The organism is Microbacterium sp. UBA7513 (assembly GCF_002478345.1).
Lineage (GTDB): Bacteria > Actinomycetota > Actinomycetes > Actinomycetales > Microbacteriaceae > Microbacterium.
In genome coordinates this window covers 1-26,005 of the sequence record NZ_DLNJ01000005.1, presented here as the reverse complement: position 1 = coordinate 26,005, position 26,005 = coordinate 1, and the positions used below count along the sequence as shown (strand labels likewise).

The window sequence follows — 26,005 nt, the reverse complement described above, 5'->3', positions numbered from 1 at the left end:
GACGGGGCTATAGCTCAGGCGGTTAGAGCGCTTCACTGATAATGAAGAGGTCCCAGGTTCAAGTCCTGGTAGCCCCACCCTTTCAATTCAAGAATTCCCTCACGGGGCCTTAGCTCAGTTGGTAGAGCGCCTGCTTTGCAAGCAGGATGTCAGGAGTTCGAATCTCCTAGGCTCCACCATCCTCTCCCTCACCGGTCGGTCGCCGTGAGTTCATGCGGTGCCGTGTTCAGGCGCTCGGCGCCGTCCGCCGTCACGACCACGATGTCCTCGATGCGGGCGCCCCATTCGCCGGCGAAGTAGATGCCGGGCTCGATGCTGAAGGCCATGCCCTCGCGGAGCACGAGGTCGTTGCCGGGGGCGATGTACGGCTCCTCGTGCACCGAGACGCCGATCCCGTGACCCGTGCGATGCAGGAACGCCTCGCCGAGCCCCGCCTCCGCGAGAACCGACCGGGCGGCCGCGTCGACCTCCGCCGCCGTGACCCCGGGGCGCACCGCATCCACGGCGGCCTGCTGCGCCCGGACAAGGGTGGCGATCCGATCTGCGGCTGCCGGATCGGGCGTTCCGACGACATAGGTCCTCGTGCTGTCCGAGTTGTAGCCGCTCGGAACGGCTCCCCCGATGTCGACCACGACGATGTCGCCGTCCTCGATCACCCGGTCAGAGACCTCGTGATGGGGGTCGGCGCCGTTGGGCCCCGACCCGACGATGACGAACTCGACCGTCCGATGCCCCTCCTCCACGATCGCCGCGGCGATGTCGGCGGCGACCTCGCGCTCGGTGCGGCCGGCGCGCAGCCAGCCGGGCACGCGGCGGTGCACGGCATCGATGGCCGCGCCGGCGCGACGCAGTTCGGCGATCTCCTCCTCGTCCTTGACCATCCGGCCTTCCCGGAGCACCGGAGTGGCGAGTTCGAGCCGGGCTTGCAGGCGATCGCCGATCGGCACGACGTGCAGCGCGGGAAGCGAATCTGACACCCCGACGCGCGAGACGGGACTGGTGGCCGCGGCGACGAGGGCGTACGGATCGTCGCCGTCGACCCAATCGGCGACGGTCAGTCCGAGCTCTCCGACGGCCGTGCTGCGCACCTTGGCGAGCTCCATCCGGGGGACGATGAGCGTCGCCGTGCCCTGCGGCGGCAGGACGAGGGCGGTCAGCCGCTCGATGGTGTCACCCTCGACACCGAGGAGGTACTGCAGGTCGGGGCCGGGGCCGACGATGATCGCGTCGAGGCCGGCCTTCCGGGCGCGCTCCTGCGCGCGTGCGAGACGGCGGGCGTAGACGGCGGCGGAGAAGGGAAGGGTACTCACAGGCACCACGCTAATGCGCGCGACCCCGCTGCGTCAGACCCTCTTCGAGCTCAACTGATCGCCTGGCGGATGCGCCCGGCGAGGAACTCGAGATCCTGCTCCGTGAGCGCGGTCACCGCGTACGCGGTCGGCCAGACGGTGCCGTCGTCGAGGTTCGAGATCGGCTCGAATCCAAAGGTGCCGTAGCGGACCTTGAACTTGCTCGCGGGCTGGAAGAAGCACAGCACCTTGCCGTCCCGGCCCCACGCCGGCATGCCGTAGTACGTGCGGGGCACGAGCTCCGGCGCCACCTCGGAGACCAGCGCGTGCAGCTTCTCGGCGAGCAGCCTGTCCTCGTCGGTGAGCTTCGCGACCGCCTCTTTGAGGTCGGCCTCCCCGGCGGCACGGAGTTCCTCGGGCGACTTCTTGGCCCGGGAGCGTCGGGTGCGCGCCTCCTTCGCGGCGGCCTGCATGGCCTCGCGCTCCTCGGCGGTGAAGTTCTTCTCGGTGTCGGCCATGATGTTCCTCTCGTGCGGCCTGGATGATGCTCCCAGCGTAAGGACGACGCGCGGTGCCGTGCTTCTCGATTCGTGATCGATCGCGTCCGCCGTCACGCGACGGAACGCAGCTCGATACCCGGATAGTGTGTGACGCATGGACCTGCGCGTCGCCGCATACGGGGTCGTCACCGACGAGGGTGGACGCCTGCTGCTGGCGCGATGGACGGAGGGTCGGCGCATCGCGTGGACGCTTCCCGGCGGGGGACTGGAACCGGGTGAGCCACCGGAGGATGCCGTGCGCCGGGAGCTCCGAGAGGAGACCGGCTACACCGTCCGCGTCGGCTCACTCCTCGGCATCCACTCCCGTGTCATCCCCGCAGGGCGGCGCGTGCAGAAGTCGCCTGATCCCCTGCATACCCTCCGGATCGTCTATCGCGCGGAGGTCACGGGCGGGAAGCTGCGCTGGGAGACGGACGGCTCCACCGACCGGGCGGAGTGGTTCGCTCTCTCCGCCGTCGCCGGGCTGCAGCGCGTTCGGCTGGTCGACATCGCACTGCGGATGGCCGGCCTGCTCTGAGGTCCCGGCGGTCGTCAGCGCTCGTCGGGCACCGAGATGTCGGCGACGGTCGCGCCGTACGCCGCGATGAGGTCGTCGGCGTCGACGAAGAGGCTGTAGCCGTGCGCGCCCGCTCCCATCGCGACCCGCTCGCCGACGATGGACGCGTCGGCGTAGACCGGCCAGTCGGTGGTGCTGCCGATCGGGACGATGGTTCCGCGCTCGTAGCCGGTTGCCGCGAGAGCGAGCTCGGGTTCGGGCAGGCGGAGCTTGTTCACTCCCACGACGGCCCGCAGCTTCGTCCACGAGATGGACCGCCCACCGGGGATGAGCGCGAACAGATAGGTGTCGTCAGAGCGCTTGACCACGAGGGTCTTCACGATGCCGGACGGCGGGATGCCGAGGATCTCGGCGGCTTCGACGAGGCTACGCGCCTGCGGCCGCTCGCGGATCTCGATGTCGAGTCCGCGGGCGGCCGCAGCATCCCTCACCCGCGCGTGCGGGTCGGGAGTGGTCACGCGTCGGGAGCCGACAGCGGGTCGTCGGCGACCCAGAGTTCGTCGTCGGCCCGCAGCGCCTGCCAAGCGGCGTACAGAACGCCGACGGCGGCCGCAGCACCCAGGACGATGGCGATGACGGATCCGAGACCGGGACCCTTCTTCTGCGAGACGGCCTTGCGGGCCTTGTACTCGACGCCGTGGCGCTTCGCGTTGGCGACGTCCCACGCGGTCAGCGCGGTGCCGACGACGCCGCCCACGATCGGGACGACCTTGTCGTCCACGACGTGCTTTCCGGCCTTGACCGAGCGGTCCACGACCGGGGCCACGCGGCGGTTGTACGTGTCCTGGACCACCGGGACGATCTGCTCGCGACTGAAGTTGCCGAGCTGGCGACCCGCCTCACGAGCGACGTCGGCAGCGTGGCCGACGAGCACCTGCTGGTCTTCCCACAGCTGGTTCGCGTCCTTCTGAAGACGACGAAGCTGCTTCTTCCGCTTGCGGCTGAGGCTCACGATGCTCTCCTGTCCATTGGAGTACGGGTTCCCCATCTTGCCACGAGAGGCTGGATGCGGCGAGGGAATCGCCCGCCCCTTGCATCATCGGCTCCTGCGTTGTACACGCCCGGCCCGCTCACCGGAAGCTCTGCGAGAATGAACGCATGGTTCACGCTTCCCACGTCGCAACTCTGCACACCAACCACGGTGACATCGTCATCAACCTCTTCGGCGACCACGCCCCGAAGACGGTCAAGAACTTCGTCGGCCTCGCCGACGGTTCCCAGGAGTGGACGCACCCCGCCACCGGCAAGCCGGGCGAGGGTCCCCTCTACAAGGACGTCATCTTCCACCGCATCATCCCGAACTTCATGATCCAGGGCGGCGACCCGCTCGGCCAGGGCGTGGGCGGTCCGGGGTACAACTTCGACGACGAGATCAACAACGAGCTCAACTTCAACGAGCCCTACATCCTCGCGATGGCCAACGCGGGCCTCCGCCGCAACGCCATCACCGGCAAGGTCGAGGGCACCAACGGCTCGCAGTTCTTCATCACCACGGACCCGACCCCGTGGCTGCAGGGCAAGCACACGATCTTCGGCGAGGTCGCCGACGACGCATCGCGCAAGGTCGTCGACGCGATCTCCGCGGTCCCGACGGCTGCGGGTGACCGCCCGATCGAGCCCGTCGTGCTGCAGTCGATCGACATCGTCGCCGCCTGACGACAGCGACGGCCGATCCGGATGACGACGCCCGAGTTCACGAACAACCGTGAGAACTTCTGCTACCGGCATCCGGATCGGCAGTCCTTCGTGCTCTGCCAGCGGTGCCTGCGCACCATCTGCCCCGAGTGTCAGACGCCCGCCCCGGTCGGCGTCATCTGCCCGGAGTGCATGAACGCGGAGCGCAAGAACCGCACCCCCGCCCAGAAGAAGGCCGCGCGTCGGTGGCGCGGTGGTGGGGCCACGACCATGGGTGCCGTGCGCAGCGGCAAGCCCGTCATCACATACGTCCTGCTGGCGGTGACATCGTTCATCGGCCTCGTGCAGCTCATCCCCGGGCTCAACGCCCCGATCATCCAGGCCCTCGGCTTCTACGCGCCGTTCCTCTACCCCAACCTCTCCCTCCTGCCGTTCGAGCCGTGGCGACTGCTGACCGTGCTGTTCGTGCACGGCGGCTTCGTGCATCTCGCATTGAACATGCTCGCCCTGTGGATGCTCGGACAGAATCTCGAACCGATGCTGGGGCGCGCGCGTTACCTCGCGCTGTATCTCATCAGCGGCCTCGGCGGATCCGTCGCGGTGGCCGTCCTGGCACCGGAGACGTGGACGGTCGGCGCATCGGGGGCGATCTTCGGACTCCTGGCTTCGCTCCTGATCATCGGGCGCCACATCGGGGCCAATGTCACGGGGATCCTCGTGATCCTCGGGATCAACTTCGCCTTCGGGTTCTTCGCCGGCGGCATCTCCTGGCAGGCGCACCTCGGCGGGGCGATCACGGGCGCTCTCGTGGCGCTCATCTATGTACGGACGAAGCGCCGCGACCAGCGGACCTGGCAGATCGTCTTCCTCGCTGCGCTGGTGGTGCTGTTGATCATCCTCGTCGCCGTCGTGCCGCCCCTGCTCCTTTTGGCCTGATCCTGAGTTGTTAACAGGGTTGTTAACCCCTGTGAATAACATCGGTGTAATTCTCCCCAGTGTGGGGATAACCTGTGGATAACTCCACGCCTGCCGCACAGACGAAGGAACCCCTCGCGGAAGAGGCGAGGGGTTCCTTCGTTCTGAGCGGTCAGCGCCAGCGTGTGGTCATGAGGAATCCGATGAGGGCGATGCCCAGGCCGATGGCCAGGTTCCAGTTGTCGAGGCCGGGGATCGGGAACTGCATGCCCGAGATGTAGAAGACGAGGATCCACGCGAGGCCGAGCAGCATGAAGCCGATCATCACCGGCTTGAACCAGACGGCGTTGGGAGCGGCGTCGCCTTCGGCGCGCTCGACGGCGGGTTCTTCGGTCTTGCGGTCACGTGCCATGCCGTCATTGTACCCGGGAGACCTCGGCGCCGACGAGACGTGAGGACGCGGATCGGCGGTGTCCCGACTCCTGCTGCACAGGTCGGGCGGATATGATCACGCCCATGACTGCATCTGTCGTGCCTGGGGGGCGGCGCGAACGGCGGCAGCGACGACGGTCGCGCGCCACGTTCGCGAGCGTGCTCGGCGAACTCCTCCTGACCGCGGGCGTCGTCGTCCTCCTCTTCGTCGCGTGGCAGATGTGGATCGGCGACATCATCATCGCGGCCCAGAAGAACGAGGAGGGCGCCGCGATCTCACAGCAGCTCGCCGCGGGCGAGGCGCCCGAACTGCCGCCACTGGTCGAGACGGACGACGGAGAGACCGTCTACGAGGCGCCCGTCCCTGCGGCCCCGGCCGACGGGGAGTGGTTCGGACAGATGCACATCCCCCGGTTCGGCGCCGACTACAACTTCGGCATCTACGGTGGCACGAGTCGCGCGCGCACTCTCGACCAGAAGGGCATCGGCGTCTACACGCAGTCGAAGATGCCGGGAGAGGTCGGGAACTTCTCCCTCGCCGGCCATCGGACCACCTGGGGGAAGCCGTTCAACCAGCTCGACAAGCTGCACGTGGGTGACGCGATCGTCGTGGAGACCCGTGACGGCTGGTACACCTACCGGTTCCGCACCCTGGAGTACGTGAAGCCGACGCAGACCGACGTGCTCGCCGACGTGCCGCAGATGCCGGAGCAGCAGACGGGGGAGCAGTACATCACCCTGACGGCGTGTTCACCGCTGTACTCTCTCGCCGAGAGGATCGTCGCCTACGGGGTGTTCGAGAGCTTCCAGCCGCGAGCCGAGGGACCCCCGCCCGCTCTGACCGACCCGCCGCCCCCGCCGGCCGCACCGTCCGTGTGACCCGCCTCCAGGAGAGAGAAGACCCATGTATGCCGCACTCTGGCGCCTGCTGCCCGGCCCGTGGTGGCTGCGCGTCCTCATCCTGCTCGTGGTGATCGCCGCGGTGCTGTACGCGCTGTTCTGGTACGTGTTCCCCTGGGTCAGCCCGCTCATCGCCCCGGGCGAAGTCGACGTCGAATGACGAGGGTGCTCGTGGTCGACAACCACGACAGTTTCGTGCACACTCTCGTGGGTTATCTCCGCGAGCTCGGTGCGGACACCACGCTCGTGGAGTCCGATGCGACCGACGCGGTCGAGATCGAGGAGCTTCTGGGCGCGCATGACGCACTCCTGCTCTCCCCCGGTCCCGGGGCTCCTGCCGATGCAGGCGTCTCGATCGACGCTGCTCGCATCGCGGTGCGGCGGGGGGTCCCCACACTCGGAGTGTGTCTCGGGCATCAGGTCATCGGGGCCGCTTTCGGCACGGCGGTCCGGTCTGCTCCCCAGGTCATGCACGGCATGGTCTCGGCGGTCCGCCACGACGGCTCCGCCCTGTTCGCGGGCATCCCCTCACCTTTCGACGTGGGGCGGTATCACTCGCTCGCGCTGTCCGCGGCAGACCTGCCCGACGATCTCGCGGTCATCGCCACCGCCCCGGACGGCACCGTGATGGCGGTGGCGCACCGGACGCTGCCGCTGCACGGGGTGCAGTTCCATCCGGAGAGCGTTCTCACCCGAGGGGGCTACCGGCTCCTCGCCAACTGGCTGCGCCTCTGCGGTGACGAGGGGGCCGTCGCCCGCTCCGGCCTTCTCGATCCGCTGATGCGCTGAGCCGCGGCGCGTACCGCGTCAGGACCCGGTGCAGTAGCGGAGTTCGACCGACGACCCGACGGGGACATCGCCCGGAGCGATGGACATCGAGTGCACCGTCGCCGGATCCGTCGCCGGGCACTCCGGCGCCTCGGTCGGCACCGGAGTGAGTCCCAGGTCGTCGAGCGCCTGCGTCGCCGAGTCCATGGACCAGCCGACGACGTTGTTCAGCGTGACCTTCCCGCTGGCGACCTCGAGGTTCACGACGGTGCCCGGAGCCACCTCGGCCTCCGCCTGCTCGCTCGCCGTCATCACCGTGTTGGCGGCGAGACCCTTGTCATTGCGTTGAGTCACCGTGCCGAGTTCGAGGCCGGCGGCCTTCAGCGCCTTCGTCGCGGCATCGAGGGACATCCCCTCGAGCTTCGGCACGACCACCGTCTCCTCGCCGGAGGACACGTAGAGGGTGACCGTCGAGCCCTTCTCCACGGACACGCCGCCCTCGGGATCCGTGCGGATGACGTTGCCCTCGGCGATCGACGGGCTCGATTCGATGACGATCTTCGAGGAGAGGTCCAGTTCGGCGAGGTCGTCCTGCGCGCGCTCCGAGGCGACGTTCGTCAGATCAGGCACGAGCCTCGAGGTGCTCGGCACGTCGGCGGGGCGCATGCTGATGGTCCAGACCCAGAACAGCACGGATGCCAGGAGCACCGCCAGCAGCGCGACTCCCGCCCAGATCCACGCGACGGGCGGTCCCGACTGTGTGCGGGCCATCGTGGTGTCGGTGCTGAGCTGTCGCAGGGACCGCGCCGTCTCCTGCGCCTGGCGCGGACTCGGTCCATAGAGCTCGCTCGTCAGGGCGCCGATCTGCTTGCGCGTGGGGGCGGCGCCGGTCACCGCGGCGTCCAGAGCGGCGCGGAAGTGGGCGGCGTCCGGATACCGCTGATACGGGTCCTTCGCGAGGGCGCGCAACACGATCGGGTCGAGGGCTGCGGGCGACTCCTCGTTGACCTCGGAGGGCGGGACGGGTGTCTCGCTGACGTGCTGGTAGGCGACGGCGACCGGCGACTCGCCGCGGAACGGCTGCCGTCCGGTCAGCAGCTCGTAGAGCACGACGCCTGTGGAGTAGAGGTCGGCACGAGCATCGACCGGCTCGCCCTTGGCCTGCTCGGGCGAGAAGTAGGCGGCAGTGCCGATGATCTGAGTGGTCTCGGCCACGGTCGAGGAGGAGTCGGACACCGCGCGGGCGATGCCGAAGTCCATCACCTTCACCTGGCCCTTGTCGGTGACCATGACGTTGCCCGGTTTGATGTCGCGGTGAACGACTCCGGCGCGGTGGGAGTAGTCCAGCGCTTCGAGAATCCCGTCGACGTAGCGCACCGCATCTTCGACGGGCACGGGGCCGTCGGCGATGATCTTCTTGAGCAGGGTGCCCTTGACCAGCTCCATCACGATGTACGGCGGCTCGTCCGAGGAGCTATCGACCGTGGAGGGGTCGCCGGCGTCGTACACCCGCACGATCGACGGGTGCGACATGCGCGACGCCGACTGTGCCTCCAGCCGGAACCGGGTACGGAAACTGGTGTCGCGGGCGAGATCAGGATCGAGGATCTTGATCGCGATCTCGCGGCCGAGGGTCAAATCGTACCCGCGGTACACCTTCGCCATCCCGCCGTGCCCGATGAGCTCGTCGACGCGGTACCGGCCCGCGATGACTCGTGGCTCTGTGGACACGGATGACCCCCTGGAAACGACTATGGCTGGACTGGATACTCAGGCTACCCTTGGGCGCCGTCCTCGCCGTCACCCGCGCCGTCCTCCGGGGCCACGATCGTGACGGACAGCGGCGGGGAGGCGTTCGACGTGCGCTGGTCGCCACCGGAGCAGAGTCCCTGATACGTCGCGATGAGCTGCTTCCCCACGGCGTCGCCGACCGTCACCTGCGCGTTGCGCTCCGTCGGCTGGAAGTTCGGCCCACCCGAAGCGAAGGTGCCGTTCTGCAGCGAGACGACGTAGCCGGACAGCGTCGTGCCACTGGGGCAGGTGAAACCCGTGCCCCAGGAGATCGTCACGGTGCTGCCGGCGATCGGGTCGCCGGTGATCGTGGGAACGTCCGTCGGCGTCGGCAACGGCGTGCGGCCCGCGTAGACCGTGAGGGCGATGGGGGTCGTGGTCGCGACATTCCCCTCCGGCTGCACCCGGTAGACCTTGCCGACATCGCCGTCGGTGGGGGCGGGGTCGCCCTCACCGCAGGCGATGTCGGAGAACCCGGCTTCCTTGAGCGTCGCGGTGGCGGTGCCGCAGTCCATGCCGTTGAGCCCGAGAGCGGTCACGTCGACGCGTGTCTCTTCAGGAGTCGGCGGCGGGGTCGGCGTCTCGGACTCGACCCGCGTGGGTGTGCGGCTCACGGACCCGGTGGGGTCGGGGTCGGCGTCCTTGCCCTGGTTGCCGAACAGTGCCCACAGCGTGCCGGCGACGACGATGAGCAGCAGGACGAGCAACGCGATCAGCGGCCACGTCCAGGCGCTCTTCTTCTTCTTTTTCTTTTCCTGCTCTTCCGCGACGGCCTCGTCGGTGGGCAGCTGCGCGGTGGTGGGCAGGATTCGCGTCGTGCCGTCGTCGCCGGTCGCGGTCAGCATCCGCGTGGCGTCGTCGTCCCCGGCGATGCCGCCCGTCGCGATGGCGGGCACGGCGATGGCGGCGGAGTTCAGGTCTCCGCGGCGGAGGGCCTGGGCTGCCCGGGCGACCGTGGCCGAGGAGGACGGGCGGTCCGCCGGCTTCTTCGCGATCATCGCCATGACGAGGTTCTGCACCGGGATCGGCACCGTCGGCGGCAGCGGTGGCGGCTGCTCGTTGATCTGCGCCATGGCGATCGCCACCTGCGATTCGCCGGTGAAGGGGCGCTTGCCGGCGAGGCACTCGTACGCGACGATGCCCAGCGAGTACGTGTCGGTCGCAGGGGAGGCGGGGTGGCCAGATGCCTGCTCCGGCGACAGGTACTGCACTGTGCCCATCACCTGCCCGGTCGCCGTGAGCGGGACCTGATCGGCGATGCGGGCGATACCGAAGTCGGTGATCTTCACGCGACCGTCCGGCGTGATGAGGAGGTTTCCCGGCTTGATGTCGCGGTGCACGAGACCCGCCGCGTGTGCGGCCTGGAGGGCCGAAGCGGTCTGCGCGACGATGTCGAGCGTCTTGTCGGCACTCAGCGCGCCGTCCCGCTCGAGGATCGTCGAGAGGGCTTCACCCGGAACGAGCTCCATGACGAGGTAGGCGCTGCCGTTCTCCTCGCCGTAGTCGAACACGCTGGCGATGCCCTCGTGGTTGACGAGCGCGGCGTGACGCGCCTCCGCGCGGAATCGCTCGAGGAACCCGGGGTCCCCCATGTACTCGTCCTTGAGGATCTTGATGGCGACGGTGCGCCCGATGACGTGATCCGTCGCCTCCCACACCTCGCCCATGCCGCCGATCGCAATCCGCGACTGCAGCTCGTAGCGACCACCGAACGACACACCCTGCGTCGGCCTCATCTGCCCAGCACCGCCTCTATGACCTTCTTCGCAATCGGAGCGGCGATGGTGTCCCCGCTTCCTGATTGACCCTGTCCGCCGCCGTTCTCGACGACGACCGCTACCGCGACCGCGGGGTCGTCCGCGGGGGCGAACCCCGTGAACCACAGCGTGTGCGGCCTGTTTCCGTTCTCCGCCGTTCCGGTCTTACCGGCCACGTCGACCCCGTCTATTCTTGCACCCTGCGCCGCGCCGTTTGAGACGCTGGCCACCATGGCGGAGGTCACCTCGTCCGCCACGTCCGGCTCCATCGCGCGGCCGAACTCGGTGCTGTCGAACGACCGGATCACCGAGAGGTCGTTGCCGATCACGGCGTCGACCATCTGCGGGTTCATCACGACGCCGTCGTTGGCGATGCCGGCGGAGACCATGGCGATCTGCAGGGGCGTCGCGGTCACCTGTCCCTGCCCGAATCCGGTGAGGGCGGTCTGCGCGTCGTCGAGTCCCTGGGGGTAGCTCGAGGGCGTCGAGGTGAGCGGGATGTCGAAGCTACGGTTGAACCCGAACTTCTCCGCCATCTCCCGGATCGTGTCATCGCCGAGCTCGACCGCGAGCTCGGCCATGGGGATGTTGCAGCTGAGACGGATCGCTTCGGCGATCGTGACCGTCGCGCCGGAGCCGCAGGTGCCGCCCCACGCGTTGGAGACGCGACTGTTCGAGCCCGGCAGCGTGTACGAGGCGGGGTTGGGGAGGGTCGACTCCGGCGTCCACTCGCCACTGGCGTAGGCGGCCGCCGCCACGACGATCTTGAAGGTCGACCCCGGGGGATTGAGATCACCGGCGATCGCGCGGTTCGACAGCGGCTTGCCGGGGTCGGCCACGAGCTGGTCGTAGGTCGCGTTGGCGGCGTTCGCGTCGTGGGTCGCCATGCTGTTGGTGTCGAAGCCCGGAGTGGACGCCAGCGCGAGGATGCGCCCGGTCTTCGGGTCCATCGCGACGACGGCGCCCTGCAGGCCGTCCAGGGCCTCGGTGGCGGCGCGCTGCGCTGCCGTGTTCAACGACAGCTCGACGCTGAATCCGCGCTGTGGTTGACCGGAGAGGATCCGCTCGATCTCTGCGAAGAACGCGTTGGAGCCGGTTCCGGAGAGGTCGGCGTTCATCGCCTCCTCGATCCCGGTGCTGGAGCCGAGCGCGGGGTTGAAGTAGCCGGTGACGGGCTCCCACATCTCGGCGTCGGTGTACACGCGCTGGAATCGGTACTGGTCGTCGCTGGGGACCGAGTTGGCGATCGCCGTGCCGTCGACGATGATCGCGCCGCGCTGGATCTCGTAGCTGTCCAGCCGGGTGCGCTTGTTGTGCGGGTTCTGCGACAGGTCGTCCGTCTCGACGACCTGGATCCAGCTCGTCGCGGCGAACAGCGCGATGAACATGAACAGCATGACGATGCTGAGTCTGCGGAGTTCTCGTGTCATGTCAGCCGATCACCACCCGGGGCTGACGGCGGACGCCGTCGGAGATGCGGAGGAGGAGTGCCACGATGAGCCAGTTCGCGACGAGCGACGAGCCACCGGCGGCCAGGAACGGGGTGGTCAGACCGGTCAGCGGGATGACCCGCGTGACACCGCCGACCATGATGAACACCTGCAGCGCGATGGTGAACGACAGGCCCGTGGCGAGCAGCTTGCCGAAGTCGTCCTGACCGGCGAGACCGATGCGGACGCCGCGGCTGACGAAAACCATGTAGAGGCAGAGGATCGCGAAGAGGCCGATGAGACCGAGCTCCTCGCCCAGGCTCGTGATGATGTAGTCGCTGTGCGCGAGCGGCGTGATCTCCGGGCGACCCTGCCCCCAGCCGGTGCCGATGAGCCCGCCGCGGGCGAGCCCGAAGAGCCCCTGCATGGGCTGATAGCCGGCGCCGTCCGGGTCGACCTTCGAGGAGTCGAAGAGGAACAGCCAGTTGACGAAGCGCCCCTGCACGTAGCTGAGGATCTGGGACGCGGCGGCGACGCCCGCGACCACGAGGCCGAGCCCGATGAGCACCCAGCTCGTCTTGCCGGTGGCGACGTAGAGCATGGCCACGAACATGCCGAAGATGAGCGTTCCGGTGCCGAGGTCGCGCTGGACGACGATGATGCCGAGAGAGACGAGCCAGACGACGAGCACGGGTCCGAGCTCGCGCATGCGCGGCCAGGTGATCCCGAGCACTCGCTTTCCCACCGACGTCAGGCTCTCCCGCGTCCGCACGAGGTAGCCGGCGAAGAAGATCGCGAGGCAGATCTTGGCGAGCTCTCCGGGCTGGAAGGCGAACATGCCGCCGAGCGAGACCCACACCTGCGCGTTCGCATCGGGGATCCGCAGCCCGGGAACGAACGGCAGGAGCAGCAGGAGGATTCCGGCGAGGCCGAAGATGTAGGTATACCGGAACAGGATCCGGTAGTTGCGCAGCAGGATGACCACCGTGATCGCTCCGGCGAGGGAGATGGCGGTCCAAGCGAGCTGTTTGGTGGAGTAGGCGTTCCACCCGGTGTTCGCGAAGGCGATGTCGATCCGGTAGATCATCGCGACGCCGAGTCCGGTGAGCAGCGTCGCAATCGGGACGACGAAGGGATCGGCATCGGCTGCCACGAAGCGCAGCACGATGTGGAGGGCGAAGGCCAGAGCCGCCAGCCCGCCGCCGATCGCCAGGATCATCGGGTCGATGGTGCCGAGAGCGCCGAGCTGGACGAGGGTGAGGGCGGCGCCGCTGATCGCGCAGGCGAAGAGGAGCAGCCAGAACTCGCGGTTGCGCTGCGTCTGCGGCATGCGGAGGCGGCGCAGAGCCTTGATGACCGTGGTGTCGGCCTGGACGTCGGTGCTCACCCCGCACCTCCCGAGGGCGTCGCGCTCGGGGAGGGGAGCGGCGTGGGCAGCGGGGTCTGCTCGATGATGTTCGCCTCGGCGCCCGTGCGGAGACGGTCCACGATGGCCATGGCGTCCGAGAGCGAGCGCGCGCTGATGGTGCGCTCGACCGATGCCCGCTGATACGGGGGCAGGTCGGCGAGGAGGATCTCGGTGTCCTCGACCGGTGTCGACAGCGTGATCGGACCGATGTTCTGCTGCACACCCTGGAAGATCACGACGCTGTCCTCATCGGCGCCGATGAAGTAGCGCGTCTGCGTCCAGCTGTAGGCGGCGAATGCGGCGAAGCCCAGCATGGCCAGCGCCACGAGCGTTCCGGCGATCCAGCCCAGCCGGCGGCGCTTGGCGCGACGGCGGTCCTCCTCGATCAGCTCCTCGAGGTACTCGGGTGCCGGCTCGAAGTGGCTCGGCTCGTTCGCGGCCTGGCGGACCGGGTGGAGCCAGTTGCTCCGCGGGGCCCGCACCGGCGGCACGTAGACACCCGACGGGTTCGACGCCGCGCCGACGATCGTGGCGGTGCCGGAGTGGACGGGGTGCTGTCCGCCCACATCGACGATCACGATCGTGACGTTGTCGGGGGCGCCGCCGTCGAGCGCCTGCTTGAGGAGGTTGTCGGCTGTGCGGCCGGGGGCGAGACCGAGCTGCATGGCCTTGAGGATGCGGGCCTCGTCCACGACGCCCGAGAGGCCGTCGGAGCACAGCAGCCAGCGGTCGCCGGGCTGCGCGTGCATGACGAACATGTCGAGTTCGGGGTCGGCGTCCATGTCGCTGAGCACACGCATGAGCACGGACCGACGCGGGTGGTATCTGGCCTCTTCCGGGGTGATCCGGCCGGAGTCGACCAGCCGCTGCACGAAGGTGTGGTCCGCGGTGATCTGCGTGAGCGCGTCGTCGCGGTAGAGGTAGATGCGCGAGTCGCCGATGTGGCCGATGACGGCGTACTCGTCGACCATGATGATCGCGCTGAGCGTGGTGCCGAGCCCGGCGAGCTCGGGACGATCCTTGGCCGCGCGGATGAGGTCGCCGGCGGCCGTCGTGGCGGCGGCCTGGAGGGCGGCCTGCGCGTCCTCCGTGGAGGAGTACGGCTGGTCCAGCGGCTCCATGCGCTGGATCGCGATGCTGGAGGCGACGTCGCCGCCCGCGTGTCCGCCCATGCCGTCGGCGACGACGAACAGGTTCGCCCCGGAGTACCCGGAGTCCTGGTTGTTGGAGCGGACCTTCCCGGTGTGGGAGATCGCGGCGCTCGAGCCTTCGAAGACCATGCCGGCGTCAGGCCCTCAGCTCGAACGTCGTCGCGCCGACCTTGACCGGGGTGCCGAGGCTGAGGGAGACCGGGCCGCCCGTCACCCGCTGGCCGGCCACGAAGGTGCCGTTCGTCGAGTCGAGGTCCTGGATCGCCCAGGTGTCGCCGCGGAGCAGGAGTCGGGCATGGTGGCTGGAGGTGTAGTCGTCGCGGATCACGAGGGCGGATTCGCTGGAGCGGCCGATCGTCATCGCGTCGGAGCCGAGGGGGAGCTCGAGGCCCGCCTTCGGTCCGGAGGTGATCACGAGGCGCTTCGCCGTCGCCACGGTCGCGGGGCCGGTCGACGGTCGTGCCGACGAGGGACGGGGCGGAGCGGCCGGTGCCGCAGCGGCAGCAGCCGGTGCTCCCGCGGTCGCCTCGGCGGGGAGCTTGCGGGCGCGCACCCCGAACAGATCGGCGCGCAGGGAGTAGACGACCCCGAACACGAAGAACCACATCAGCACGAGGAAGCCGATGCGGAGCAGGAGCAGGACCAGTTCGCTCATCCGAGGGCTCCGAACACGCGGGTCGCGTCGTCGTCGGGGCGAGACGACCGCGACGGGGTGGCGACGGGGACGATGCGGAACACGAGATCGGTGCGACCGATCGTGATCGTGGTGTCGGAGGGGAGGGCGGCTTCGCGGAGCTTCTGCCCGTCGACCTTCGTACCGTTCGTGGACCCCATGTCGCGGAGCATGGCGCGCTCGCCGTCCCAGAGGATCTCGGCATGACGACGGCTCGAGCCCGCGTCGGCGATGGTGATGTCGGCATCGGAGCCGCGGCCGATCACTGTGCGGGCACGCGCGAGGGTGTGCCGGCGTCCATCGACGTCGACCACGGCCTGCCAGCTCACGCGTCCTTCGACGGTGCCCGAGGTGACGCGGACGGTGCCGGTGGCGACCTTGTCGTCCGCTTCGAGCGTGATGGTGAGGGGACCGGCGAAGCTGTAGCCCTGGGACTTCGCATGCTTCGTGAGGAGCGCGTGCAGCTCGTCCGTCAGAGCGCCGCCGAGCCCGCGCATGCGCTCCGCGTCGTCGGGGCTGAGGCGCACGACGTAGTTGTTGGGCGCGATGATGCGGTCACGGCTCACCACGGCCGCAGTGGTATCCGCCTCGCGTCGCAGCGCCGAAGCGATCTCCACGGGCTGGATGCCGCTGCGGAAGGTCTTCGCGAACGCGCTGTTCACTGCGCGCTCGAGACCCTTCTCAAAGCTGTCAAGTAGTCCCACTGGGCTCCTCTGGCATGCCGACCGGTAGGGACATCGTAGCCAGGTGACCTGGGGGAACGCCGCCGACGCCCCTGCCGGGGTGTGCAACGCGGGCGAAAACGCGTGATATCCTCGGAAAGTTGAGTTCTTCGGAACGAGGCGCTCGCGCGAGTGGCGGAATGGTAGACGCGCTGGCTTCAGGTGCCAGTGTCCTTATGGACGTGGGGGTTCAAGTCCCCCCTCGCGCACAGCGAGACATTCATGAAAGAGCCGGTCAGAATCTGACCGGCTCTTTCTGTTTCCCCGCGATCCTCCGCGGCTGACCGGTGTCTTCCCCGTCCGACCAGTGACATACGTCCTCATCCTTGGTGGATGAAAGTGGCTATGGAGATTCCGCACCTCTCGCCCTACTCTCAGCGATATCTCAGTTCGGAGGGGTGGGTGAACTGGGCGCAGAACAGGGGAGTGTTCATGCTGTTTTCGCAGCAATCGAGTCCACAGCGCGATGAGACACAGCAGGACCGGAGAAGACGACGGCGGCTGCTGTCGCCGCGGCGACCGTGGGCGGTCGCGACAATGCTCGCCCTCGTGCTCGGATCGCTCGTCGCGCCGGTGCTTCCGGCCACAGCTGCGCCTGGCGACCCGGCGCAGCTGTACCTCGGCGTCTCGTACGAAGGGACGACGATCGGCTCCGACAAGGACTTCAACGCTCCCACGGAGTGCCCGGCGAACTCGGTGCTCACCGGTGTGCAGACGGAGAACCGGCAGAACGTCAGTCCGACGAACTCCAATGCGATCCTCGTGCGGTTGAGCCTGCAGTGTGCGACGATCACCGTCTCGAACGCCGGCACGATCACCCCGGCGGTGAGCCCCACATGGCTCACCGGGCCCACCTACGATCAAGGGCGAGGAGACTTGCAGACTGCGGTGTGCCCGGCGAACACCGTCGTCCACCGCATCACAGGCACCACCTTCGTCGGCGACGGGACGAACCGGTGGCCCTCGTCGGTGCAGATCACCTGTCGGCCGCTCGTGCTCACCGCGACGGGTGAGCTCCGCATCGACCTCTCCGCCACGCCGACGGTCCTTACGGCGGGCGAGAATCTCAACACCACCGGCGGTCTCGATACGCCCACTCCGCAATGCGGGCCCGGGGGCACGACGGGGGTGAGCGACATCCTCGTCCGCGGCTATCGCGCGCAAGGTGGTGGCGAGGGCATCGACGGATTCACCCCCTCGTGCACCACGATCGCTGACGACTTCGGCGACGCCCCGGCGAGCTACGGCTCGGTATCGCAGGAGTTGAACGCGGCGACCTACCTCGGCTGGTCGGCCGACGCCGAGACGTCGATGCAGTCGAACGCCTCGGCCACCGGCGACAACGTCGTCGGGGGAACGGCTCCGAACCAGACCATCGATGATGAGACTGCGGTCTCGGCGTTCGGAGAGATCATCGCGGGTGTGACGGGCTCGTACTCTGTATCGGTCCTCGCGTCGAACAAGCTGTCCGGACTTCCGGCCACCCTGGTCGGTTGGGTCGACTTCAACCGCAACGGTGTCTTCGACGCCACGGAAGGGGCATCCGTGGTCGTGCCGACGGGCACTCCCGACGGATCGTCGTTCACCCTCACCTGGTCGGGCATCGCCCCGCAGACGGTCGCCGGACAGACGTTCGCGCGATTCCGGATCGGCGCGGGGTCGACGCTGACCACGTCAACGCCCACTGGGACCGGCGGACCGGGAGAGGTGGAGGATTACGCCCTCACGATCACCGCAGCCGCTCCGGTCCTGGAGCTCACCAAGACGGCCACCCCGACGACGATCACCGCGGCCGGCCAGCCCGTGACGTACACCTTCGCCGTCTCGAACACGGGCAACGTGGCGATCTCGGACATCGGGATCGATGAGACCGCATTCAGCGGCACCGGGACGATCGGGGCCGTGACCTGTGCCGCCACCGCCCTCGCGGTGGGGGAGAGCACGACATGTTCGGCGACGTACACGCCGACGCAGGCCGATGTCGATGCGGGGACCATCACCAACACGGCGGTCGCGACCGGCACCTCGGCTGCCAACACTCCGGTCGAGAGCACTCCGAGCACCGCGGTCGTCACGGCGACACGCAACACCTCGCTGACCGTTCAGAAGTCGGCCACGCCGTCCGGTCCGGACGACTTCGTGGTCGGCCAGGTGATCGACTACTCCTTCATCGTCACCAACACGGGCAACGTGACGGTGACGAACGTCTCGATCGACGAGACCGCCTTCGACGGGTCCGGCTCGCTCTCGCCCGCCGTGTGTCCGTCGACGCCGCTCGCGCCGGGGGCGCAGATGACCTGTACGGCCACCTACACCCTGACCCAGGCCGACGTGGACAACGGATCGGTCAGTAACACCGCCACCGCGACCGGCGTGCCGCCCGGATCGCTCGTCCCCCCGGTCTCCCCGCCGTCGACCGTCCGGGTGCCGGTCGACCCGGCACCGGCGATCACGCTCGAGAAGTCTGCTGACACGACGGCCATCACGGGTGCGGGTCAGACCATCGCCTACTCCTTCCTGGTCACGAACTCCGGGAATGTGACGCTGACCGACGTCACCGTGGATGAGGGCGCATTCTCGGGTACCGGTCCGCTCGACGTGACGTGCCCGGCCGGCGCGGCGTCACTGGCCCCGGGGGCACGGGTGACCTGCACGGCGACCTACACGGTCACAGCAGCCGATTACAACACCGCCGAGCTCAGCAATACGGCGACCGCCACCGGGACCCCACCCGAGGGCACCCCGCCGGTGTCGCCGCCGTCGACGGTCGAGATTCCGGTCACGCCCGCGCCCGCACTGACGGTCTCCAAGACGGCGGACCGCACCGAGATCACCGCAGCTGGTCAGACGATCACGTACTCCTTCCTGCTCACCAATACCGGGAACGTGACCCTCACGGACGTCGGAGTCGACGAAGTGTCGTTCTCCGGCACCGGGACACCGCCTGTGGTAACCTGCCCCGCCGGTGCGGCATCGCTCGCTCCCGGTGGCACGGTCACCTGCACGGCACCGTACGTGGTGACCCAGGCTGACATCGACGCGGGACAGCTGACGAACACGGCCACGGGCACGGGCAACCCGCCCGGAGGTGGTGAGCCGCCTGTGTCACCACCGTCCACCGTCGTGGTGCCGGCCATCGAATCGCCGGCCATCACGGTCGTGAAGTCGGCCGATCCCGCCACCGTGTCGACGGTCGGCACGCCGATCACGTACTCCTTCTTGGTGACGAACACAGGCAACGTGACGCTCACCGACGTGACCGTGACCGAGACGGCCTTCACGGGGACGGGAACGGCGCCGGCCATCACCTGTCCTGCAGGTGCGGCGTCTCTCGCGCCCTCTGCGCAGATCACCTGCACGGCGACGTACACCACCACGCAGGCTGACATCGATGCGGGCCAGATCACGAACACCGCGACGGCCACCGGCACACCCCCCGGGGAGACCGAGCCGCCGGTGTCGCCGCCGTCGACCGCGATCGTCACGGTCCCGCCCGCCCCGTCCCTGACCGTCGCCAAGACCGCCGACCGGACGGAGATCACGGCCGCCGGACAGACGATCACGTACTCCTTCCTCATCACGAATACGGGCAACGTGACCCTGACCGATGTCGGCGTCACCGAGGCCGTGTTCACCGGGACGGGGACGCCGCCGGTCGTGACGTGCCCGGCGGGGGCGGCGTCGCTCGCTCCGGGAGCCACGGTCACGTGCACCGCGCCGTATGTGGTGACGCAGGAGGACGTGGACGCCGGTGGTGTCACGAACACCGCCACGGTGACGGGCAACCCGCCCGGTCCCGGCACACCACCGGTGTCGCCGCCGTCGACCGTGGTGGTGCCCTCGATCGAGTCGCCGGGCATCACGGTCGTGAAGTCGGCCTCTCCGAGCACCGCGGCAGACTACGACGTGGGCCAGGAGATCACCTACTCGTTCGTCGTGACCAACACGGGCAACGTCACGCTGACCGACGTGACCGTGGATGAGACGGCGTTCTCCGGGTCGGGCGAGATGTCGCCGATCACCTGTCCGGCCGGTGCGGCGTCGCTGGCTCCGGGCGCACAGGTCACGTGCACCGCGACCTACACGCTCACCCAGGCCGACGTGGATGCCGGGCGACTCACCAACACGGCGACGGCGACGGGCACGCCGCCGTCCGGCGAGCCGCCGGTGTCGCCGCCGTCGACGGTGCAGATTCCGGGAGACCCGCAGCCGGCGTTGACGGTCGTGAAGTCGGCGGATCGGTCGACGATCACGGCTGCGGGGCAGACGATCACGTATTCGTTCCTCGTGACGAACACCGGGAACGTGACCATCACGGATGCGACGGTGACCGAGACGTCGTTCTCGGGAACGGGGACGGCTCCGGTGGTGACGTGTCCGGAAGCGGCGTCGTCGCTGGCGCCGGGCGCCCAGGTCACCTGCACCGCTCCCTACGTGGTGACGCAGGCCGATGTGGATGCGGGTGGGGTGACCAATGCCGCGACGGTGACGGGGAACCCTCCGGGTGGTGGTGAGCCGCCGGTGTCGCCGCCGTCCGAGGTCGAGGTCCCGTCCGATCCCCAGCCGGCCATGACGGTCGTGAAGTCGGCGGATCGGTCGACGATCACGGCTGCGGGGCAGACGATCACGTATTCGTTCCTCGTGACGAACACCGGGAACGTGACCATCACGGATGCGACGGTGACCGAGACCTCGTTCTCCGGCACCGGGACCGCGCCGGTCGCCGAGTGTCCGGCGGGAGCGGCATCGCTCGCGCCGGGTGCCCAGGTGACCTGCACCGCGGAGTATGTCGTGACCCAGGCGGATGTGGACGCCGGGGGCGTGACGAACGCCGCCACGGTCACCGGCACGCCGCCGGGTGGCGGTGAGCCGCCGGTGTCGCCGCCGTCCGAGGTCGAGGTCCCATCGGATCCGCAGCCGGCCCTCACCGTGGTGAAGACCGCCGATCGATCGACCATCACCGCCGCGGGGCAGACGATCACGTACTCCTTCCTCGTGACCAACACCGGCAACGTCACGCTCACCGATGTCGCGGTGGACGAGGGGGCGTTCACCGGGACGGGCACTCCGCCGGTCGTCACGTGTCCGGAAGCGGCGTCGTCGCTCGCGCCGGGCGCCCAGGTCACCTGCACCGCTCCCTACGTGGTGACGCAGGCGGATATGGACGCGGGACAGATCACCAACGCCGCGACCGTGACGGGCACCCCGCCGGGAGGCGGCGAGCCTCCGGTGTCGCCGCCGTCGACCGTCGTGGTCCCCGGCGACCGCACACCGGCGATCACCGTGGTCAAGTCGGCCACCCCCGACAGCCCCGATGCCTACGAGGTGGGCCAGGAGGTGACCTACTCCTTCGTCGTGACGAACACGGGCAACGTCACCCTCACGGACGTCACGGTGGACGAGGGGTCGTTCTCCGGGACGGGCACGATGTCCGACATCGTCTGCCCGGCGGGCGCGGCGTCGATGGCTCCGGCAGCGCAGATCATCTGCACCGCCACGTACGAGCTCACGCAGGCCGACATCGATGCGGGTCAGGTGACCAACACCGCCACGGCGACCGGTGTGCCGCCCGGTGACCTGGTTCCGCCGGTGTCTCCGCCGTCGCAGGCGCGGGTTCCCGCGCTTCCGGCGCCGGACCTGAGCATCGTCAAGTCGGCGACGCCCGCGACGATGACCACGGTGGGCCAGACGCTCCGGTACGACTTCGTCGTCACCAACACCGGCAACGTGACGCTGACCGACGTCGCTGTCGACGAGGGCGACTTCTCGGGAACCGGCGACCTGTCGCCGGTGGTATGCCCGGAGGAGGCGAGCAGCATGCTCCCCGGCCAGACGGTGACGTGTTCGGCGACGTACACCACCACGCAGGCCGATGTGGATTCCGGGGCTCTCACGAACACCGCCACGGCGACCGGCACCCCGCCGGGCGGCGGTGAGCCGCCGGTGTCGCCGCCGTCCACCGTGCGGGTTCCCTTCGACGGGACCAACGGGCTCGACATCGAGAAGCGGGCTACCGCGGTCGATGTGAACGGCAACGGCCGCACCGACCCGGGCGACCGGGTGGAGTGGACGATCATCGTCACGAACATCGGCGCGCAGACGGTCGACGACATCGTCGTGACCGATCCGACCGCCGGTCCCGTGACGTGTCCGGCGACGAGCCTCGCCTCGGGAGAGGAGATGACGTGCACGGTGCCCCCGCACACGGTCACCGCGGATGACGTCCGCCGCGGCGGCGTGCGCAACGTGGCGACGGCCACCGGGAACACCCCCGGGGGACCCGTCGACCCGCCGTCGTCGCAGACGTTCACCCGCGTGCTGCCTCCGCCGCCGTCCGGACTCGCGGTCACCGGCGGTGTGCTCTCGGCCGGGGGACTGCTCCTCGGCGGGCTGATGATCCTCGCGGGTCTCGGTCTCGGACTCACCCGAGGACTGCGCCGCCGCGAAGAGGATCGGGAGCAGCAGTAACCGAGTCCGCCGTCCGCGACGAGTCGAAGGCACTCGTCGCGGTCGGCGGCACGAGAGGAGGACCCGTGTCTCGCAGAGCTCACGTCCGTCGGACGGCGGCCGCGCTGGTGCCGCTCGTGGCCATCGGGATCACGCTCGCCGCGTGCACCTCGGCGCCGGACGACCCTGAGCCCACGCCGACCACCGCGTCCGGTGCGCCGCAGATCCCCGGAGAGGACCCCGGCGTGGTCGCCGCGACGAGCGTCCCTGACGATGTCCGGGACAGCCCTGAGGTGCGCGCGGGAACGCAGATCACCTCCTGCGAGTCCGACGGCGGGACGGGCACGGCCACCGGTGTGGTCGGCAATCCGACGGACGAAGACGCCACCTACGTCGTGACGGTGTTCTTCACGACCGACGCGGCGACCGTGGTGGGGTCCGGCCAGACCACGGTCGACGTCGCCGCGGGAGAGGAGGAGAAGTGGACGGTCACCGCCGACTTCACCGCGCCGAGCACCACCCTCTGCGCCCTCCGCGGCGTCGGCGAGGCATCGTGAGGCGCGTCAGCTCAAGAGGATGAGGACGTAGACGGCGAAGGTCGCCAGGTGTGCGGCGCCGTGCATCGCGGTGACCCGCTTCGCCGCGAACGTCGTCACCGACAGCAGCAGCGTCACGCCGAGCATGAGGAGGTTCGCCGGCGACTCGGCGAGCACCACCTCCTGCCCGGTGAGCATGCCGATCAGGAGGACCGCCGGGATGGTCAGGCCGACCGTCGACACGAGCGCGCCATGGCAGAGGTTGTTCACGCGCTGCGCCTCGCCGTTCAGGGCGGCGCGGATCGAGGTGATCGACTCGGGGAGGAAGACGATGCCCGCGATCAGCAGTCCCGCCAGGGCGACGGGAGCACCGAGCCGGCCGAGACCGTCGTCGAGAAGGGCCGCCATGTCGTGCGAGAGCAGCACGATCGGAACGACGGTGACGACGAGGAGCACGAGGCGGGTCAGCACCTCGGCGCGGTGGGCCGCGAGCACCTCGCGGATGGGGGTCCGCGGTGCCGCCGCGCTCTGCGTCGCGCGGGCCCCCGACCGCAGCCGCTCGTCCACCTCGGTGAAGTCGTCGGCCTGCGCACCCATCTGCCGGAACAGGAAGAACGCGTAGAGGGCGAGGGTGAGCACGATGATCGGGATCTCCTGCCCGATCGTGTAGGCACCGCGGTCGCCGATGAGGCCGGGGAGCCCGAACGCCAGAGCGACGAGGACCACGAGCATCGACAGGTACGCCGACGTACCGGTGCGGTTGTGCGCCATCCCCCGATGGCGGAGGCCGCCGAGGAGGAGGGCCAGGCCGATGACGAGGTTGAGGATGATCATCGACACGGCCATGACCGAGTCGCGCGCGATCGTGGCGTGCTCGCCCGGGCCGAGCATGACCGCCGAGATGAGGATCACCTCGATCAGCACGATCGACAGCGTCAGCACCAGGGAGCCGTAGGGGTCGCCCAACCGGTGGGCGAGGGCCTCGGCCTGCTTCACGACGCCGAACGCGCACACGAGGATGACGGCGATGATCACGAGGAGGGCGACGACCAGGAGCGGTCCGGGCACGGGTGGCGCGAGCAGCGGGTGCAGGGCGAGCAGGGCGGCGAACGCCCCCCATCCCAGCGCCACGCGCAGCACGTCGGTGCGGGTGATGAACGACCTCATCGACGATCCGGACATGGAACGCTCCTCGACGACCGGGGCCGTCCCCGGATGATCCTTACGTCAGGTCGTCCTGCTCGCAGCGCTGCGCGGGTGCGCAGACTTCGATCGTACGCGGTGGCGTCTTCACGAGCTTGAGTCCGATGACGGCCGCCACGATCCCGGCGATGAACACGGCCTTGCCTGCGGAGAAGCTCTCCCCACCGGTGAGCATCGCCCAGGACACCGTCAGCACTGCCCCGAGACCGACCCACACGGCGTAGGCGGTGCCGATCGGGATCGACTTCATCGCGGCGCCGAGGCCGATCATGCTCAGCGTCAACGCGCCGAGGAAGACCACTGTCGGCAGCGGTTTCGAGAAGCCGGCCGACGACCCCAGGGCCGTCGCCCACACGGCTTCGAGAACGGCGCTGATCAGGAGGATCACCCAGGCCATCTCAGCTCACCACCTTCAGTCCGACCACGCTGGCGACCAGCAGCAGCAGGAGCAGGATGCGCGGGAGCGAGGCCCGCTCCTTGCCGGTCACCATGGCCCAGAGGACGGTGAGCGAGGCGCCGATCCCCACCCAGACCGCATAGGCCGTTCCCGTCGGCAGGTCGTTCATGGCCCACGCGAGGCCCACCATGCTCAGGGCGAGGGCGACGAGGAAGAGCACCGTCGGGCGCGGCTTCTTCAGCCCCTCCGACGCGGACAGCGCGGTCGCCCACACCGCCTCGAGAACGCCGGATGCGACGAGGATCACCCAGGACATGACGACTCCTTCTGCGAGTCAGTCGTCGTGTGCGGGTACTGCTCCCTCGTCCGCTGCTCCGGGTGCCGGAGTCCTCCCAGGGTAGCCCGCGAAGCACAACACCACCTGTGCAGACGGGCGGTGGTCGTGGTTGGCGACGGCGGCGCGCTCTCTGCTACGGTGGCCGCAGGTTCGCAATCCGAACCTGCGGACGAGGGCGCAGTACCCGCAGAGCGACAAGACTGACCAAGAAGGTCGTCTCGTGTCGCATCTCGCCGGTGGAACCGCCCCCGCAGCCTCCGCCTCTCCGTGCATGCCGGCCTTCTCGGTGCCCCGCCCTTCCGCCGACCGCATCGCCGCATCCTCGGAAGGGAGGTTCCGTGGACGCGCTCTTCGGAACGATCATCGGGCTGGCCATCCTCACCGTCATCCTCGGGCTGGCGCGTGCCTTCGCACGCGGATACGACCACGCCGTGCGCTACGACGAGCTGACACACGAGCGGCTGCACGCCCTGACGGAGGGCGACCTGGCAGCGCTCGAGATCCGCGATGTCGACGCATGGCTCGAGCTGCGCCGGGTGGAGCGGCGGATGACGGCTCTGCGCGCACGCGCGGCAGCCGCGCGCAGCGAGCGCTGACTCGCGTCGGCCCGTTCCCCGACACCACCCAGACCCCGACCACCCCCTGACCGATCCCGAAGAGGACACGCATCATGGCCACGACCGACACTCGCGACCAGACCGAGCCCGATGCCCCGCCGAAGCGGGGTACGCGCTTCGTCGGTGCCGCGTCGAACTACATCGATGAGCGCACCAGCATCTCCGGGCTCGTGAAAGAACTCGGTCGCAAGGTGTTCCCCGACCACTGGTCGTTCATGCTCGGGGAGATCGCGCTCTGGGCGTTCGTGGTCGTCTTCATCACCGGCACGTTCCTGACCTTCTTCTTCCAGGCGTCGATGGTGCCGACCCACTACACCGGTGCGTACGCCCCCATGCGGGGCATGGAGATGACGGCCGCGTTCGACTCCGCCCTCCGGATCTCCTTCGACATCCGTGGCGGACTGCTCGTCCGACAGATGCATCACTGGGCGGCCCTGGTCTTCGTCGCGGGTATCGGACTGCACATGCTGCGCGTGTTCTT

Annotated in this window: 24 protein-coding genes, 3 tRNA genes, 1 pseudogene and 1 riboswitch; of the genes and pseudogenes, 13 read left to right on the top strand and 15 right to left on the bottom strand. The window is 69.0% G+C overall.

Annotated features, from left to right (window positions below; genetic code table 11):
• The first annotated feature begins 3 nt into the window (after window positions 1–3).
• Together B2W79_RS02235 and B2W79_RS02230 are read left to right on the top strand one after the other, a co-directional pair.
• Window positions 4–77: transfer RNA gene (locus tag B2W79_RS02235), tRNA-Ile, on the top strand.
• A gap of 26 nt (window positions 78–103) precedes the next feature.
• Window positions 104–179 (top strand) — tRNA-Ala (locus B2W79_RS02230).
• Window positions 180–188: 9 nt separating this feature from the next.
• On the opposite strand, the gene B2W79_RS02225 is transcribed toward B2W79_RS02230, so the two are convergent.
• Window positions 189–1,310: a M24 family metallopeptidase gene (locus B2W79_RS02225; RefSeq protein WP_071329814.1), complete on the bottom strand. Its 1,122-nt coding sequence runs from the start codon at window positions 1,308–1,310 to the stop codon at window positions 189–191.
• A 50-nt stretch (window positions 1,311–1,360) separates the two neighbouring features.
• Window positions 1,361–1,807, bottom strand: coding sequence for a hypothetical protein (locus B2W79_RS02220; RefSeq protein ID WP_071329760.1), 447 nt, complete (start codon window positions 1,805–1,807; stop codon window positions 1,361–1,363).
• Between the two features lie 136 nt (window positions 1,808–1,943).
• On the opposite strand from B2W79_RS02220, the gene B2W79_RS02215 reads away from it, so the two are divergent.
• On the top strand, window positions 1,944–2,366 hold the full coding sequence (locus tag B2W79_RS02215; protein WP_071329759.1) for an NUDIX hydrolase: 423 nt from the start codon (window positions 1,944–1,946) through the stop codon (window positions 2,364–2,366).
• Window positions 2,367–2,380: 14 nt separating this feature from the next.
• On the opposite strand, the gene B2W79_RS02210 is transcribed toward B2W79_RS02215, so the two are convergent.
• A complete protein-coding gene (locus B2W79_RS02210) occupies window positions 2,381–2,863 on the bottom strand; it encodes an aminoacyl-tRNA deacylase (protein WP_292786556.1) in 483 nt (160 codons plus the stop codon).
• Window positions 2,860–3,357 (bottom strand): DNA helicase, encoded by a 498-nt coding sequence (locus B2W79_RS02205; RefSeq protein ID WP_292786554.1) that lies wholly within the window; start codon window positions 3,355–3,357, stop codon window positions 2,860–2,862. The genes B2W79_RS02210 and B2W79_RS02205 overlap by 4 nt, the downstream gene beginning before the upstream one ends.
• A gap of 146 nt (window positions 3,358–3,503) precedes the next feature.
• On the opposite strand from B2W79_RS02205, the gene B2W79_RS02200 reads away from it, so the two are divergent.
• Complete coding sequence (locus B2W79_RS02200; RefSeq protein WP_025102886.1) at window positions 3,504–4,061, top strand: peptidylprolyl isomerase; 558 nt, start codon at window positions 3,504–3,506, stop codon at window positions 4,059–4,061.
• 21 nt (window positions 4,062–4,082) lie between these two features.
• Window positions 4,083–4,976, top strand: coding sequence for a rhomboid family intramembrane serine protease (locus tag B2W79_RS02195; protein ID WP_292786551.1), 894 nt, complete (start codon window positions 4,083–4,085; stop codon window positions 4,974–4,976).
• 151 nt (window positions 4,977–5,127) lie between these two features.
• Here the strand turns inward: B2W79_RS02195 and B2W79_RS02190 are convergent, their stop codons facing one another.
• Entirely contained in the window at window positions 5,128–5,367 is a 240-nt protein-coding gene (locus tag B2W79_RS02190; RefSeq protein WP_025102888.1) for a cell division protein CrgA, read from the bottom strand.
• Between the two features lie 104 nt (window positions 5,368–5,471).
• Between B2W79_RS02190 and B2W79_RS02185 the strand changes: the two genes are divergently transcribed.
• Genes B2W79_RS02185 through B2W79_RS02175 form a run of 3 tightly spaced genes read left to right on the top strand, consistent with a single transcriptional unit; the run spans window position 5,472 to window position 7,076 of the window.
• Window positions 5,472–6,266: a class E sortase gene (locus B2W79_RS02185; RefSeq protein WP_071329812.1), complete on the top strand. Its 795-nt coding sequence runs from the start codon at window positions 5,472–5,474 to the stop codon at window positions 6,264–6,266.
• A gap of 25 nt (window positions 6,267–6,291) precedes the next feature.
• The gene (locus B2W79_RS02180; RefSeq protein ID WP_136051341.1) at window positions 6,292–6,447 is read left to right on the top strand and encodes a DUF4175 domain-containing protein; all 156 of its coding nucleotides are present in this window, start codon (window positions 6,292–6,294) and stop codon (window positions 6,445–6,447) included.
• Complete coding sequence (locus B2W79_RS02175; protein ID WP_292786542.1) at window positions 6,444–7,076, top strand: anthranilate synthase component II; 633 nt, start codon at window positions 6,444–6,446, stop codon at window positions 7,074–7,076. Before B2W79_RS02180 ends, B2W79_RS02175 begins: the two co-directional genes overlap by 4 nt.
• Window positions 7,077–7,094: 18 nt before the next feature.
• On the opposite strand, the gene pknB is transcribed toward B2W79_RS02175, so the two are convergent.
• From pknB to B2W79_RS02140, 7 genes are read right to left on the bottom strand one after another with little or no spacing between them, the layout of a single operon-like run.
• The gene (gene pknB, locus B2W79_RS02170) at window positions 7,095–8,786 is read right to left on the bottom strand and encodes a Stk1 family PASTA domain-containing Ser/Thr kinase (protein WP_136051343.1); all 1,692 of its coding nucleotides are present in this window, start codon (window positions 8,784–8,786) and stop codon (window positions 7,095–7,097) included.
• A gap of 44 nt (window positions 8,787–8,830) precedes the next feature.
• Window positions 8,831–10,582, bottom strand: coding sequence for a serine/threonine-protein kinase (locus tag B2W79_RS02165; protein ID WP_292786536.1), 1,752 nt, complete (start codon window positions 10,580–10,582; stop codon window positions 8,831–8,833).
• Window positions 10,579–12,033 carry a peptidoglycan D,D-transpeptidase FtsI family protein gene (locus B2W79_RS02160; protein ID WP_292786534.1) on the bottom strand — a complete coding sequence of 485 codons (1,455 nt, stop codon included), beginning with the start codon at window positions 12,031–12,033 and terminating at the stop codon, window positions 10,579–10,581. The genes B2W79_RS02165 and B2W79_RS02160 overlap by 4 nt, the downstream gene beginning before the upstream one ends.
• Before the next feature lies 1 nt (window position 12,034).
• Window positions 12,035–13,420, bottom strand: coding sequence for an FtsW/RodA/SpoVE family cell cycle protein (locus tag B2W79_RS02155; RefSeq protein WP_071329753.1), 1,386 nt, complete (start codon window positions 13,418–13,420; stop codon window positions 12,035–12,037).
• Window positions 13,417–14,721, bottom strand: coding sequence for a PP2C family protein-serine/threonine phosphatase (locus B2W79_RS02150; RefSeq protein ID WP_071329752.1), 1,305 nt, complete (start codon window positions 14,719–14,721; stop codon window positions 13,417–13,419). Before B2W79_RS02150 ends, B2W79_RS02155 begins: the two co-directional genes overlap by 4 nt.
• Window positions 14,722–14,728: 7 nt before the next feature.
• Window positions 14,729–15,247, bottom strand: coding sequence for an FHA domain-containing protein FhaB/FipA (locus B2W79_RS02145; protein WP_071329751.1), 519 nt, complete (start codon window positions 15,245–15,247; stop codon window positions 14,729–14,731).
• A complete protein-coding gene (locus B2W79_RS02140) occupies window positions 15,244–15,969 on the bottom strand; it encodes an FhaA domain-containing protein (RefSeq protein ID WP_292786527.1) in 726 nt (241 codons plus the stop codon). The genes B2W79_RS02145 and B2W79_RS02140 overlap by 4 nt, the downstream gene beginning before the upstream one ends.
• A gap of 144 nt (window positions 15,970–16,113) precedes the next feature.
• Between B2W79_RS02140 and B2W79_RS02135 the strand changes: the two genes are divergently transcribed.
• The 3 genes from B2W79_RS02135 (at window position 16,114) to B2W79_RS02125 (ending at window position 22,991) form a co-directional block, all read left to right on the top strand.
• A tRNA-Leu gene (locus B2W79_RS02135) sits at window positions 16,114–16,196 on the top strand.
• Window positions 16,197–16,419: 223 nt separating this feature from the next.
• Entirely contained in the window at window positions 16,420–22,455 is a 6,036-nt protein-coding gene (locus B2W79_RS02130) for a DUF7507 domain-containing protein (RefSeq protein ID WP_292786524.1), read from the top strand.
• A 65-nt stretch (window positions 22,456–22,520) separates the two neighbouring features.
• Window positions 22,521–22,991 carry a hypothetical protein gene (locus B2W79_RS02125; RefSeq protein ID WP_071329748.1) on the top strand — a complete coding sequence of 157 codons (471 nt, stop codon included), beginning with the start codon at window positions 22,521–22,523 and terminating at the stop codon, window positions 22,989–22,991.
• Window positions 22,992–22,997: 6 nt separating this feature from the next.
• Here B2W79_RS02125 and B2W79_RS02120 read toward each other — a convergent pair whose 3' ends face one another.
• Genes B2W79_RS02120 through B2W79_RS02110 form a run of 3 tightly spaced genes read right to left on the bottom strand, consistent with a single transcriptional unit; the run spans window position 22,998 to window position 24,886 of the window.
• The gene (locus B2W79_RS02120) at window positions 22,998–24,152 is read right to left on the bottom strand and encodes a calcium:proton antiporter (RefSeq protein WP_292786519.1); all 1,155 of its coding nucleotides are present in this window, start codon (window positions 24,150–24,152) and stop codon (window positions 22,998–23,000) included.
• 40 nt (window positions 24,153–24,192) lie between these two features.
• Entirely contained in the window at window positions 24,193–24,570 is a 378-nt protein-coding gene (locus B2W79_RS02115) for a DMT family transporter (RefSeq protein WP_292786516.1), read from the bottom strand.
• A gap of 1 nt (window position 24,571) precedes the next feature.
• A complete protein-coding gene (locus B2W79_RS02110; protein WP_062637676.1) occupies window positions 24,572–24,886 on the bottom strand; it encodes a DMT family transporter in 315 nt (104 codons plus the stop codon).
• Window positions 24,887–25,050: 164 nt separating this feature from the next.
• Window positions 25,051–25,116: riboswitch (guanidine-III (ykkC-III) riboswitch) on the top strand.
• 129 nt (window positions 25,117–25,245) lie between these two features.
• Here B2W79_RS02110 and B2W79_RS02105 point away from each other — a divergent pair.
• A complete protein-coding gene (locus B2W79_RS02105; protein WP_292786512.1) occupies window positions 25,246–25,503 on the top strand; it encodes a hypothetical protein in 258 nt (85 codons plus the stop codon).
• A 74-nt stretch (window positions 25,504–25,577) separates the two neighbouring features.
• Window positions 25,578–26,005: pseudogene (locus B2W79_RS02100) on the top strand (ubiquinol-cytochrome c reductase cytochrome b subunit); the annotation flags it as partial.

What these genes read in the sequence shown, in the direction of transcription:
- B2W79_RS02185 (WP_071329812.1), top strand. Translation starts at nt 5,472, where the DNA reads ATGACTGCATCTGTCGTGCCTGGGGGGCGGCGCGAACGGCGGCAGCGA.
- B2W79_RS02130 (WP_292786524.1), top strand. Translation starts at nt 16,420, where the DNA reads ATGCTGTTTTCGCAGCAATCGAGTCCACAGCGCGATGAGACACAGCAG.
- B2W79_RS02175 (WP_292786542.1), top strand. Translation starts at nt 6,444, where the DNA reads ATGACGAGGGTGCTCGTGGTCGACAACCACGACAGTTTCGTGCACACT.
- B2W79_RS02200 (WP_025102886.1), top strand. Translation starts at nt 3,504, where the DNA reads ATGGTTCACGCTTCCCACGTCGCAACTCTGCACACCAACCACGGTGAC.
- B2W79_RS02110 (WP_062637676.1), bottom strand. Translation starts at nt 24,886, where the DNA reads ATGTCCTGGGTGATCCTCGTCGCATCCGGCGTTCTCGAGGCGGTGTGG.
- B2W79_RS02160 (WP_292786534.1), bottom strand. Translation starts at nt 12,033, where the DNA reads ATGACACGAGAACTCCGCAGACTCAGCATCGTCATGCTGTTCATGTTC.
- B2W79_RS02120 (WP_292786519.1), bottom strand. Translation starts at nt 24,152, where the DNA reads ATGTCCGGATCGTCGATGAGGTCGTTCATCACCCGCACCGACGTGCTG.
- B2W79_RS02165 (WP_292786536.1), bottom strand. Translation starts at nt 10,582, where the DNA reads ATGAGGCCGACGCAGGGTGTGTCGTTCGGTGGTCGCTACGAGCTGCAG.
- B2W79_RS02195 (WP_292786551.1), top strand. Translation starts at nt 4,083, where the DNA reads ATGACGACGCCCGAGTTCACGAACAACCGTGAGAACTTCTGCTACCGG.
- B2W79_RS02190 (WP_025102888.1), bottom strand. Translation starts at nt 5,367, where the DNA reads ATGGCACGTGACCGCAAGACCGAAGAACCCGCCGTCGAGCGCGCCGAA.
- B2W79_RS02150 (WP_071329752.1), bottom strand. Translation starts at nt 14,721, where the DNA reads ATGGTCTTCGAAGGCTCGAGCGCCGCGATCTCCCACACCGGGAAGGTC.
- B2W79_RS02220 (WP_071329760.1), bottom strand. Translation starts at nt 1,807, where the DNA reads ATGGCCGACACCGAGAAGAACTTCACCGCCGAGGAGCGCGAGGCCATG.
- B2W79_RS02145 (WP_071329751.1), bottom strand. Translation starts at nt 15,247, where the DNA reads ATGAGCGAACTGGTCCTGCTCCTGCTCCGCATCGGCTTCCTCGTGCTG.
- B2W79_RS02180 (WP_136051341.1), top strand. Translation starts at nt 6,292, where the DNA reads ATGTATGCCGCACTCTGGCGCCTGCTGCCCGGCCCGTGGTGGCTGCGC.
- B2W79_RS02115 (WP_292786516.1), bottom strand. Translation starts at nt 24,570, where the DNA reads ATGGCCTGGGTGATCCTCCTGATCAGCGCCGTTCTCGAAGCCGTGTGG.
- B2W79_RS02215 (WP_071329759.1), top strand. Translation starts at nt 1,944, where the DNA reads ATGGACCTGCGCGTCGCCGCATACGGGGTCGTCACCGACGAGGGTGGA.